The 11,620-nt window shown below is 63.1% G+C and carries 9 protein-coding genes; 4 read left to right on the top strand and 5 right to left on the bottom strand.

Annotated features, from left to right (window positions below; all coding sequences use genetic code 11):
- Nucleotides 1–224: 224 nt before the first annotated feature.
- The 3 genes from BW995_RS17295 to ligA are packed head-to-tail and all read left to right on the top strand — an operon-like array spanning nucleotide 225 to nucleotide 4,936.
- Nucleotides 225–1,064 (top strand): outer membrane protein assembly factor BamD, encoded by an 840-nt coding sequence (locus BW995_RS17295; RefSeq protein ID WP_076401682.1) that lies wholly within the window; start codon nucleotides 225–227, stop codon nucleotides 1,062–1,064.
- Nucleotides 1,065–1,115: 51 nt separating this feature from the next.
- Nucleotides 1,116–2,783 carry a DNA repair protein RecN gene (gene recN, locus BW995_RS17290; protein ID WP_076401681.1) on the top strand — a complete coding sequence of 556 codons (1,668 nt, stop codon included), beginning with the start codon at nucleotides 1,116–1,118 and terminating at the stop codon, nucleotides 2,781–2,783.
- A 17-nt stretch (nucleotides 2,784–2,800) separates the two neighbouring features.
- Nucleotides 2,801–4,936 carry an NAD-dependent DNA ligase LigA gene (gene ligA / locus BW995_RS17285; RefSeq protein WP_076401680.1) on the top strand — a complete coding sequence of 712 codons (2,136 nt, stop codon included), beginning with the start codon at nucleotides 2,801–2,803 and terminating at the stop codon, nucleotides 4,934–4,936.
- Here the strand turns inward: ligA and BW995_RS17280 are convergent.
- Nucleotides 4,931–5,593, bottom strand: coding sequence for a class I SAM-dependent methyltransferase (locus BW995_RS17280; RefSeq protein ID WP_076401679.1), 663 nt, complete (start codon nucleotides 5,591–5,593; stop codon nucleotides 4,931–4,933). The genes ligA and BW995_RS17280 overlap by 6 nt on opposite strands.
- Nucleotides 5,594–5,693: 100 nt before the next feature.
- Here BW995_RS17280 and BW995_RS17275 point away from each other — a divergent pair, with 100 nt between their 5' ends.
- A complete protein-coding gene (locus tag BW995_RS17275) occupies nucleotides 5,694–6,041 on the top strand; it encodes a winged helix-turn-helix transcriptional regulator (RefSeq protein ID WP_076401678.1) in 348 nt (115 codons plus the stop codon).
- Here the strand turns inward: BW995_RS17275 and BW995_RS17270 are convergent.
- The 4 genes from BW995_RS17270 to carB form a co-directional block, all read right to left on the bottom strand.
- Complete coding sequence (locus BW995_RS17270) at nucleotides 6,032–6,658, bottom strand: hypothetical protein (protein WP_076401677.1); 627 nt, start codon at nucleotides 6,656–6,658, stop codon at nucleotides 6,032–6,034. The genes BW995_RS17275 and BW995_RS17270 overlap by 10 nt on opposite strands.
- 458 nt (nucleotides 6,659–7,116) lie before the next feature.
- Nucleotides 7,117–7,551, bottom strand: a complete 435-nt coding sequence (locus tag BW995_RS17265; protein WP_076401676.1) for a hypothetical protein — start codon at nucleotides 7,549–7,551, stop codon at nucleotides 7,117–7,119.
- 186 nt (nucleotides 7,552–7,737) lie between these two features.
- Nucleotides 7,738–8,211 carry a transcription elongation factor GreA gene (greA, locus tag BW995_RS17260; protein WP_076401675.1) on the bottom strand — a complete coding sequence of 158 codons (474 nt, stop codon included), beginning with the start codon at nucleotides 8,209–8,211 and terminating at the stop codon, nucleotides 7,738–7,740.
- 81 nt (nucleotides 8,212–8,292) lie between these two features.
- Nucleotides 8,293–11,571, bottom strand: coding sequence for a carbamoyl-phosphate synthase large subunit (gene carB / locus BW995_RS17255; RefSeq protein ID WP_076401674.1), 3,279 nt, complete (start codon nucleotides 11,569–11,571; stop codon nucleotides 8,293–8,295).
- Nucleotides 11,572–11,620 lie beyond the last annotated feature (49 nt).

Genomic DNA, 11,620 nt, shown 5'->3' with positions numbered 1-11,620 from the left:
CATCTGCGACGACGCATTTGCTTGGATAACAAGTCACTAGAGCATTTATCGTGATCCTTGGAGAGCGAGAAATGCTCTAGCCGCCCCCTTGCCGCCCGTTCGGCGCTGTATCATAGTGGCTCCCGCAGGGTCCGACTGATGTCTGCTGTTGCTGACCATCGCGCCCTGCGCTAGCCTATTCCTGCTTTGTTCTGGTCTCACCTCACCATATAAGGCCGTGCTTGATGAAAACCTCGCGCTTTGCCGCTGTTCTGCCTCGCCGTCGTTCCGCCCTTGCAGTCCTCCTTGGTGTGGCTCTGCTGGCGGGCTGCTCTGGCGACAAAAAAGAGGAATACGTCGAGCGCCCGGTGGGGGATCTGTACAACGAGGCGATGGATCGCCTGCAGAAAGAAGACTACAAGGAAGCCGCCAAGTCCTTTGACGAGGTCGAGCGCCAGCACCCCTATTCCCGCTGGGCGTCCAAGGCGCAGCTGATGGCCGCCTATGCCTATTACGAAGACACCAAATTCGATGATGCGATCATCGCCCTGGACCGCTTCATCCAGTTGCACCCCGGCAACGCCGATGCGCCCTATGCCTATTACCTGAAGGCGCTGTGCTATTACGAACAGATTTCCGACGTGGGCCGTGACCAGAAGATGACCAGACTGGCCATGCAGTCGCTGGAAGAAGTGATCACCCGTTTCCCCAACACCACCTATGCCCGCGACGCCCGCCTGAAAATCGACCTGACCCGCGACCATCTGGCCGGCAAGGAAATGGAAGTCGGCCGCTGGTACCTGCGCAACAAACAGTATCTGGCCGCCATCAACCGGTTCAAGGTAGTGGTTGACGGCTATCAGCAGACCACCCACATCCCCGAAGCCCTCTATCGTCTGGTTGAAGCCTACACCATGGTCGGCCTGAAAGGCGAAGCCCGTCGCATCGCCGCCGTGCTGGGCCACAACTATCCGGGCAGCCGCTGGTATCAGGATGCCTACGAAGTCGCCGAACTGGGCTCGACCGATCCGCAGGCCGAAGAAAACGGCAAAAAGGATGATGGCTGGCTGCCCAAACTGTTCTGATCCCGTTTGTCATCCCCGTACCGCTTTCTGTCCTTTTGATGGTGTTCCCTGATGCTGGTCCGCCTCTCCATCCGTGATGTGGTCCTGATTGATCGTCTGGACATGACCTTTGGCAACGGGCTGGGCGTGCTGACCGGGGAAACCGGCGCAGGCAAGTCGATTCTGCTCGACAGCCTCGGGCTGGCACTGGGGGAACGGGCCGACAGCGGACTGGTGCGCACCGGCGCCGACCAGTTGTCGGTGACCGCCCAGTTTGAACTGCTCCCCAGCCACCCCGCCCATCGCCTGCTGAAAGACAATGACCTGCACGGCGAGGACGACAGTCTGATCCTGCGCCGGATTGTCACCCGTGATGGCCGCTCGCGGGCATCGGTCAATGACCAGCCGATCAGCATCAGCCTGTTGCGCCAACTGGGCGAAACGCTGGTCGAAGTCCATGGGCAGTACGATACCCACGGCCTGCTGAACCCGGCCACCCACCGCGACGTGCTCGACCTGTACGGGGCTGCCGCCAAGGCGCGCGCCGCCTGCACCGGGACGTGGTCGCTGTGGCGGGCAGCACGGTCCGCCCGCGAACAGGCCGAGCGCGATCTGGCCGCCGCCCGCGCCGAAGAAGACACCCTGCGCCACGCCGCCGAGGAACTGGACGGCGCCGCGCCGCAGGTCGGCGAAGAGGCCGAACTGGCCGACCGCCGTGCCCTGTTGATGAACAGCGAAAAGCTGGCCGAGGGCCTGAGCGCCGCCCTGCAAACGATGGATGCCGGTGGCGGTGGCGTCGAAGGCATTTTCCGCGCCGCCCAGCGGGCGCTGGAACGGGTGGCACCGATGGCCCCCGCCATACTGGCCCCGGTGCTCGATGCCTTTGACCGCGCCGCCGTCGAGGCCGCCGAAGCCCATAACATGCTCGAACACGCCGCCAGCACCATCGACCTTGATCCGCAAGCCCTTGAACGGGTGGAAGAACGGCTGTTTGCCCTGCGCGCGCTGGCCCGCAAGCATGGGGTCAGTTGCGACGAGCTGCCCGCCGTGCGCGAGGAAATCCACCGTCGTCTGCGGGCGCTGGATGATGGCGGCAGCGATCTGGTCGGGCTGGCACAGGCTGAACAGGCCGCCCGGCTGGCCTATGTCGAAACCGCCCGCCGCCTGTCAAAAGCCCGCCAGAGTGCGGCGAAAACGCTCGACAGCGGCGTAGCGCGCGAACTGCCGCCGCTGAAGCTCGACAAGGCCCGCTTTGTCACCCGCATCGAAGACCTGCCCGAAGAGCAATGGGGCAGCGACGGCCTCGACCGGGTGGCCTTCGAGGTTGCCACCAACCCCGGCAGCGCCCCCGGTCCGATCGGCAAGATTGCCTCGGGTGGGGAACTGTCGCGCTTCATGCTGGCGCTGAAAGTGGTGCTGGCCCGCGTCTCGCCGATTCCGACGCTGGTGTTTGACGAAGTGGACGCCGGGATCGGCGGAGCCACCGCCGCCGCCGTCGGCGAGCGGCTGGCGGCGCTGGCGCAGGACCTGCAAGTGCTGGTGGTCACCCATTCGCCACAGGTTGCCGCCAAGGGCAACCATCACTGGCGGGTCGCCAAGCACGTCAGCAAGGGCACCACCAGCACCACCATCACCTCTCTTGACCACGCCGCCCGCTGTGAAGAGGTTGCCCGCATGCTGGCCGGGGAGGTGATCACCCCCGAAGCACGCGCCGCCGCCGCCAGCCTGATGGGCGCCTGACGCATAAAAGGGTTCCGATGTCCGACCTGTTCCCCACCCGCGAGGCCGCCGCCGCCGAGATGCAGGCCCTTGCCGAGCAGATGGCCCAGGCTGATACCGCCTACCACGGTAATGATGCCCCGCTGATCGACGATGCCGACTATGATGCCCTGAAGCGGCGCTACATGCGCTTGTACGCCCAGTTCCCCGAGGCTGCCCCGGCCAGCGGGCCACACAACCGGGTCGGGGCGGCCCCGGCGGCAGGCTTTGGCAAGGTTCAGCACCGGGTGCCGATGCTGTCGCTGGACAACGCCTTTGACGACAGCGACGTCGAGGACTTCGTTGGCCGCATCCGCCGTTTCCTGAAGCTGACCGACGACGAGCCGGTTGAAATTGTCGCCGAGCCGAAGATTGACGGCCTCAGCTTTTCCGCCCGCTTTGAAAACGGGGTGTTCGTACAGGCCGCCACCCGTGGCGACGGGCAGGAAGGCGAAGACATCACCGCCAACCTGCGCACCATTGCCGCCTTCCCCCAGACCCTCAGCGGCACGACCGTTCCGGCGGTGCTAGAGGTCCGGGGCGAAGTCTATATGGCCCGCGCCGACTTTCTGGCCCTGAACGCCCGCCATCAACAGACCGGCGGCAAGCTGTTTGCCAACCCGCGCAATGCCGCCGCCGGGTCGCTGCGGCAGCTCAACCCCGAAATCACCCGCCACCGTCCGCTCAGCCTGTTCTGCTATGCCTGGGGCGAGCTGGACGGCTGGGAGCCGGAGCAGCACTGGCAGTACCTCGAGCAGTTGCGCGCCTGGGGCTTTCCGACCAACCCGGATGTCCGTCTGTGCCATTCCGCCGCCGGGATGATCGCCGCCTATCGCGCCCTTGGCGAGCGGCGGGCCGAGCTGCCCTATGACATCGACGGCATGGTCTACAAGGTCAACCGGGTGGACTGGCAAAAGCGCCTCGGCTTCATTGCCCGCGCCCCCCGCTGGGCGATTGCCCACAAGTACCCGGCAGAACAGGCACAAACCCGTCTAGAGCACATCGAAGTGCAGGTGGGCCGCACCGGCGTGCTGACCCCGGTCGCCCATCTGCAACCGGTCACCGTCGGCGGGGTGGTGGTCAGCCGTGCCACCTTGCACAACGAGGACGAAATCCGCCGTCTGGATGTGCGCATCGGCGATACGGTGATCGTGCAGCGGGCGGGCGACGTGATCCCGCAGGTGGTCGAGGTGGTGCTGGACCTGCGCCCGCAGTCTCCCGAACCGGAACCGTTTGCTTTCCCGCACCGCTGCCCGGTGTGCGACTCCGAGGCCGTCCGTCCCGAAGGGGAAGTGGCCTGGCGCTGTTCGGGCGGGCTGACCTGCGAGGCGCAGGCCAAGGAACGCCTGAAGCATTTTGTCTCGCGCAATGCCTTTGACATCGAAGGATTGGGCGACAAGGCGGTGGAAGAATTCTGGGCCGATGGCCGTGTCCATCGCCCGAGCGACATCTTTTTGCTGCCGGGCGACAGTCGTACCGAATTCCTGCTGAAACCGTTGTCCCGAAAAGACGGCTGGGGCAAGACGTCGGAGCAAAAGCTCTATCGCGCCATCGAAGGCCGTCGCACCATCGCACTGGAACGATTCCTGTTTGCTTTGGGCATCCCGCAGATCGGTCAGGCCACCGCCCGCCTGCTGGCCCAGCATTACGAACGCTTTGACGCCCTGCAAAGCGCCGTTCTCGCCGCCACCGCCGAGGACGGCAGCCCCAATCCCGACAGCACCAGCTATCAGGATCTGATCAACGTCGAAACCATCGGCCCGGCGGTGGTGCAGGAACTGGTGGCCTTTTTCCACCAGCCGCACAACCGCGAGGAACTCGACCGCCTGCTGGCGGTGCTGACCATCGAACCGTTCCTGCGCCGCGACACCAGCGGCTCGCTGATCGCCGGGAAAACGGTGGTCTTCACTGGCACCCTGCAACGGATGAGCCGCAGCGAAGCCAAAAGCCGGGCGCAAGACTTGGGGGCCAAAGTGGCAGGCAGCGTGTCAGCCAAGACCGATCTGGTGGTTGCCGGGCCGGGGGCCGGGTCAAAGCTGAAGCAGGCGACCGAACTGGGCGTGACGGTGATGGACGAGGATGCGTTCTTTGACTGGATCGACGGCACCGGGCCGGGACCAGACGGCCTGTCATGACACCCGGCCCCGGATGCCGCTCACCCGACCATTCAGGTAAGGGGTGATCGTCACCTGCTGCAACCCGGCAGCGGTAAACCATCGCGCCGCCTCTGCCGGGTCGACCACCCGCGCCATGCGCAGCCAGTGGACCAGCACCGCCGCCGACCGACCTGCCAATCCCAACGTGCCAACGTCCCGCAGCAAATCCCCCACAGACGCACGCGGCCCGGTCGGTACCAACACCGACACCACGCCACCCGCGCGGGTGATGCGGGCCATCCCGGCCAGACTGGCCCAAGGGTCCGGCACACAGTTCAGCACCGATGCTGCCAGCACCACATCCTGACTGCCTGCGGCCAGCGGCACATCAGGCAACCGTCCCGACTGGAAGCACACCAGCGGGTGGGGCCGAGCCGCACGCAGCATCGCCGCTGAGGCATCAATGCCCGTCGCCTGTTGCGATGGCTGCACCAGGTCATGCAGCAGGTCGCCCGGTCCACAGCCAATCTCGCACAGGTCGCGTACCGTCCCTGTCGCGGCGGCCAGACTGTCTGCCGCCCATTGCCGCAACAAACCGCCATACCATGGCAGGCCATAGAGATGGCGGAACAGGGTTGGCCCATTGCTGGCTGCCAACAGGGTCAGTTCAGCCCGATACACCCACAACGGGATCATGGTAACGGCTCCGGAAAGGTTATCCCGGACTGTAGGCTGCTGGACTTTCTTTTGGGAAGTATGCACCTTTTGGTAACCATGCCCTGCAAGGACAACGCCTGTGGCCTCTCCCCCGCCCTGTCCTCCCTCCTGCCCCGTCGCCACCGCCGCCCGTATCGTCGAGGGCAAATGGACCACCCTGATCGTCCGCGAGTTGCTGGGGGGCTGCAAACGCTTCAGCGAACTTCAGCGGTCCCTGCCCGGCATCAGCGCCAAGGTTCTGACCGAGCGGCTGAAATTGCTGGAAGAGTATCACCTGCTCAGCAAACGGACCTACGCCTGCATTCCGCCCAAAACGGAATACAGTCTGACGGCGTTGGGGATGGACTTGCAGCAGGTGATTCAGGCCATGGCCAGCTTCGGGACCGCAATGCAGCAGGCGGCAGCAGGCCAACGCGATCAGGCCTGAGGTGCGCTGCCCTGTTCGCTGATGGCGACGCGGGCAACCAGTTCCTGAATGTCGATCAGCGGGCAGGAATCTTCCTGCTCCTCGGCCAGCGGCTGGAGCCAGGTGATTTCCCGGTCCTTGCGAATCAGCGAGTTGATGCTGGCCGCCGAGTCCAGCAGATCTTCCATGTGCTCTTGCGGCAGGGACAGACCAAAGTTGTGTAACAGGCTGACCGCATTGTTCAGGTCTTCCCGCAGGCGGAAAGAGCGCCCCAATGGATGCATCCGCCCCTTGGTTGACCGGTCGGCCAACCGACGCAAGGCCCGGATACGGCTGAGGGCAATTTCGACCCCGATCGAGGTCGCCCGCTGGCGCACATAGTCCAGGGTATCGCGGATGCGCGCCCGTGTTCCATCCTGCAGATGACCGACCGCATGGGATTCCGCCAGATGCAGCAAATTGGCCAGACGTCCCATGTCGTTCAGGATCACGTGGTACAGCTCCTGCCGCCGCTCGCTGCTCAGATTGGGCATGTCGAGTTCGGCGTGGGACGTCTCCAGTTCGCCAACGACCCTGGTCAGGGCCGCAAGCAAGTCGTGCGTCTGGCGCTCGCTTGAATATCGCTGGCTGGCTGACATGGCGTACCTCATACAAACATCAAAAGCTGAAAGCGGGGTGCTTCCAAAGTGTATGAGGAAGCGGCGATATTTCCAAACAGATAAATTCGCCATCAAACGTCTTTATTCACCCTAAAGGGGAGAAAAAGACGGAAAAATAACCCTAGGCGCGATGAAATCCCCTTGCTTCCGGAGAGACCGGGGACCGCGCATCAGGCACGCGCCGAGAGCTGTGAGCCCCACAATACATGACAAACAGAAAACAGGATCATGGAGCGCTGCTCCATACCTCGCCGGGGCCTTGAGGCCCCGGACCCCATTACTCTGATTTTTAAAGAAAAATGGGGGTTCGGGGGCATTTGCCTCCGAGCGGGTGTGGGCGGCAGCCCACTCTTGTCCACCAACCATCGTGTACTGTGATGAGACCCAGGCTCACAGCTCTGAGCTATCGATGTCGATGTCGATTGTTCAGCAGAGGATCAGTACGTCTTTTGCAGACCGCCTTCACGAATGCCCACCAGCTTGTCGCCCGGATTGCCGGTCGGCTGTTCGTAGCAGGTCACTGCGGCCAGTGTGCGATAGCAGTACAACTGCGGCACCACCGGCTTGTTGACGTAATAGGGGCGGCAATAATTGTCACCCTTGTTATAGCGCAGGGTCGAACAATCCTGCCCATTCAGCCAGCCAGAGATATGATCGACCAGCGTTTTCTGGGTGTTGATCACCGACACCGCATCCAGCACCACCAGCGAACGGGCCGCACTGGCAATCCCGCTGGCATAGTTCTCGCCGTCAAAGGCCGCTTCCTGCAAGGAATTGACCCCTTCCTTGCACGCACTCAGTGACGAGACAAGCAACACCAGCGCCGCCAGCCGCAGCCCCATGCCCTCCGGGCTTTTCCATGCCTGTTTCATCGCCTGAAATCCTGTCGTTCGTACAAGGCCCCCGCGGCCTGTCACTGCGCACCATCAGCCCGGCAGGCAGCATAGCATAGTTATGCGCGGGGTTCGTTAAGGAAGGTTGAATCGCCTGACAAGACAACGCCCCCCGTCACCGCAGCAACGGGGGGCGTCAGAATAGGCGGGCCTGTTTCCTGAAAATCAGGCAAACACGACCTTCAGCAACTCATAGGACTTTGACCCGCCGGGGGCGGCCACTTCGACCGTGTCCCCTTCGGTCTTGCCGATCAGCGCCTTGGCCAGCGGCGAGCCGATCGAGATGCGGCCCTGTTCCAGGCTGGCTTCGTGCGGACCAACGATCTGGTAGGTCACTTCGTCATCGGTGTCTTCATCAACGATGGTCACCGAGGCCCCGAAGCGCACCACCTTGCCCGACAGCTTGCTGACGTCGATCACGTCGCAGCGGGACAGGATGTCTTCCAGCTCGGCAATCCGGCCTTCGATAAAGCTCTGGCGCTCGCGGGCAGCGTGATACTCGGCGTTTTCAGACAGGTCGCCATGCTCACGCGCTTCCGCAATGGCCCGGATGACCGCCGGCCGCTCCACGCTTTTCAGCGTGCGAAGTTCATCTTCAAGGGCTTTTTGACCCCCGGCGGTCATGGGTATCTTTTCCATTCCGACTTGATCCCTAAAATACAAACATGGCGCAAGGAGGAGAGCAGGCCCCTCCTGCTCTCCTCCTGACATGCGCAAGTGTCAGACAGAGTAGTGCTGCAACGGCGCAACATCAAGAGCGCCCTTTTTCAGGGCTTCGATCGCCATCACCGCCGCACGCGCACCGGGCATGGTGGTGTAGTGCGGGATGTTGCGGGTCAGGGCCGTGCGACGGATGTCAAAGCTGTCCTTGATCGCCTGCACGCCTTCGGTGGTGTTGATCACCATCTGCACCTGACCATCAATCATGGCATCGACACAGTGCGGACGGCCATCCAGAACCTTGTTGACCGTCACCACATCGCCGAGGCCGTGGTCGCGGAAGAAGGCTGCGGTGCCAACGGTTGCCATCACCCGGAAGCCCATGGCGGTCAGGTCGCGGGCAATCGCCAGCGCGGCGATCTTGTCACCTTCGCGCACCGAAATGAACACCGTGCCTTCCATCGGCAGGCTGACGCCCGCGCCCAGCTGGCTTTTGGCGAAGGCGCGGTGGAAATCAACGTCGATCCCCATCACTTCGCCGGTGGACTTCATTTCAGGCCCGAGGATGATGTCAACGCCGGGGAAGCGGGCGAACGGGAACACCGCTTCCTTGACCGCAACGTGCTTCAGCGGCTGATCGTTGAGGGCAAAGGCTGACAGCGGTTCGCCAGCCATGATACGGGCAGCGATCTTGGCGATCGGGTTACCAGTGGCCTTGGCGACGAACGGCACGGTGCGCGAGGCACGCGGGTTGACTTCCAGAATGAACACTTCACCGTCCTTGACGGCGAACTGGACGTTCATCAGGCCGACCACGTTCAGACCAGCGGCCAGCAGTTCGGCCTGCCGCTTCAGTTCTTCGACGATGGCATCGGGCAGCGAATAGGGCGGCAGCGAGCAGGCGGAGTCGCCCGAGTGAATGCCGGCTTCTTCGATGTGCTGCATCACGCCGGCGATGAACACCGCGCCGGTGTTGTCGCGCAGGGCATCGAGATCGACTTCAACCGCGCCCGTCAGGTACTTGTCCAGCAGGACCGGCATCTCGGCGCTGATTTCAATCGCCGCATGGCCCCGGGCCTGTTCGACGATCATGCGCTGGATCCACGATTCCAGCCCGCTGTCGTCGTGGACAATTTCCATCGCCCGGCCACCGAGCACGAACGACGGGCGGATCACCAGCGGATAGCCCAGCGCGGTGGCCGACGAGCGGATCGCTTCGACCGAGGCGGCAATGGCGTTCGGCGGTTGCTTCAGCGACAGCTTGTGCAGCAGCTGCTGGAACAGTTCCCGGTCTTCGGCCAGATCAATGGCGTCCGGGCTGGTGCCGAGGATCGGGATACCGGCCTTTTCCAGCGCCCGCGCCAGCTTCAGCGGGGTCTGGCCGCCGAACTGCACGATGGCGCCCAGCACTTCACCGTTGCTCTGTTCCTTGCGGATCAGTTCCACCACGTCTTCGCCGGTCAGCGGCTCGAAATACAGGCGGTCCGAAGTATCATAGTCGGTCGAAACCGTTTCCGGGTTGCAGTTGACCATGATCGTTTCATGACCGGCTTCGTTCAGCGCGAAAGCGGCATGGACGCAGCAATAGTCAAACTCGATCCCCTGACCGATGCGGTTCGGGCCACCGCCCAGAATCACCACCTTCTTGCGGTCGGTCGGTTCGGATTCGCACTCGCCCGGCGACACGCCATCACCTTCGTAGCAGGAATACATGTAGGGGGTGTCAGAGGGGAATTCCCCGGCGCAGGTATCGATGCGCTTGAACACCGGATGCACGTCCAGCGTCTGGCGCAGCGCAGCGACAGCGTCGGTGCTCTGGCCGGTCAACTGACCCAGACGGGCATCCGAGAAGCCCATCTTCTTGAGGTCGAGCAACGACTGGCGGTCCTGCGGCAGGCCGTTGGCCTTGATCCCGGCTTCGGTATCGACAATCGCCTTGATCTGCTTCAGGAACCACGGGTCATACTTGCAGGCGGCCTGCACCTCTTCGACGCTCATCCCCCAGCGGAAGGCCTGGGCGATCACCAGCAGGCGATCGGCGCGCGGGGTGGACAGGGCAGCGCGGATGACATCGCGGTTTTCGCCGCCATTGGCCCCCGGAATGTGCGCGTCATTCAGACCGGTCAAGCCGGTTTCCATCGAGCGCAGGCCCTTTTGCAGGCTTTCGGCAAAGGTGCGGCCAATGGCCATCGCTTCACCGACCGACTTCATCGAGGTGGTCAGGCGGGCGTCGGCATCGGGGAACTTTTCAAAGGTAAAGCGCGGAATCTTGGTGACCACGTAGTCGATGGTCGGCTCGAAGCTGGCCGGGGTGCTGCCGGTGATGTCGTTGGTCAGCTCGTCGAGGGTATAGCCGACCGCCAGCTTGGCGGCGATCTTGGCGATCGGGAAGCCGGTGGCCTTCGACGCCAGCGCCGAGGAACGCGACACGCGCGGGTTCATTTCGATGACGATCAGGCGACCGTCTTCCGGGTTCACCGCGAACTGCACGTTCGAGCCGCCGGTTTCGACACCGATTTCCCGCAGCACGGCGATCGAGGCATCGCGCATGATCTGGTATTCTTTGTCGGTCAGCGTCAGCGCCGGAGCAACGGTGATCGAGTCACCGGTGTGCACGCCCATCGGGTCGATGTTTTCGATCGAGCAGATGATGATGCAGTTGTCCGCCTTGTCGCGGACGACTTCCATTTCATACTCTTTCCAGCCGAGCACGCTTTCTTCGACCAGCACTTCGTGCACCGGCGACGCCGCCAGACCCGAGGCGCAAATCTGCTCGTATTCGTCCTTGTTGTAGGCAATGCCGCCACCCAGACCGCCGAGGGTAAAGGACGGACGGATGATCGCCGGCAGACCAACGAACTCCAGCGACTCGCGGGCTTCGGCCATCGTGCTGACCACGCGCGACCGCGGGCTGTTCAGACCGATCTTGTCCATCGCATCGCGGAACAACTGGCGGTCTTCGGCCTTTTCGATCACTTCCTTTTTGGCGGCGATCATCTCGACGCCGAACTTGTCCAGCGTGCCGTTGTCGGCCAGCGCCAGCGCACAGTTCAGGGCGGTCTGCCCGCCCATGGTCGGCAGCAGGGCGTCCGGACGTTCCTTTTCAATGATCTTGGCGACCATTTCCGGGGTGATCGGCTCGACATAGGTGGCGTCGGCCATTTCCGGGTCGGTCATGATGGTCGCCGGATTGGAATTGACCAGAATGACGCGGTAGCCTTCTTCGCGCAGGGCCTTGCATGCCTGGACGCCGGAGTAGTCGAATTCGCAGGCCTGACCGATGATGATCGGACCGGCACCAATGATCAGAATGGACTTGATGTCTGTGCGTTTTGGCATGGGTCTACTTCTTTGTTGTTCTGTCTGTGGCCAACTGCGCGGAGGCGAA

Origin of the sequence: Insolitispirillum peregrinum, from assembly GCF_900156605.1 — a bacterium.
GTDB lineage: Bacteria > Pseudomonadota > Alphaproteobacteria > Rhodospirillales > Rhodospirillaceae > Insolitispirillum > Insolitispirillum peregrinum.
The sequence above is the reverse complement of the archived record's forward strand: the minus strand, read 5'-3'. Positions and strand labels throughout refer to the sequence as shown.

What these genes read in the sequence shown, in the direction of transcription:
- BW995_RS17295 (WP_076401682.1), top strand. Translation starts at nt 225, where the DNA reads ATGAAAACCTCGCGCTTTGCCGCTGTTCTGCCTCGCCGTCGTTCCGCC.
- recN (WP_076401681.1), top strand. Translation starts at nt 1,116, where the DNA reads ATGCTGGTCCGCCTCTCCATCCGTGATGTGGTCCTGATTGATCGTCTG.
- ligA (WP_076401680.1), top strand. Translation starts at nt 2,801, where the DNA reads ATGTCCGACCTGTTCCCCACCCGCGAGGCCGCCGCCGCCGAGATGCAG.
- BW995_RS17280 (WP_076401679.1), bottom strand. Translation starts at nt 5,593, where the DNA reads ATGATCCCGTTGTGGGTGTATCGGGCTGAACTGACCCTGTTGGCAGCC.
- BW995_RS17270 (WP_076401677.1), bottom strand. Translation starts at nt 6,658, where the DNA reads ATGTCAGCCAGCCAGCGATATTCAAGCGAGCGCCAGACGCACGACTTG.
- BW995_RS17265 (WP_076401676.1), bottom strand. Translation starts at nt 7,551, where the DNA reads ATGAAACAGGCATGGAAAAGCCCGGAGGGCATGGGGCTGCGGCTGGCG.
- greA (WP_076401675.1), bottom strand. Translation starts at nt 8,211, where the DNA reads ATGGAAAAGATACCCATGACCGCCGGGGGTCAAAAAGCCCTTGAAGAT.
- carB (WP_076401674.1), bottom strand. Translation starts at nt 11,571, where the DNA reads ATGCCAAAACGCACAGACATCAAGTCCATTCTGATCATTGGTGCCGGT.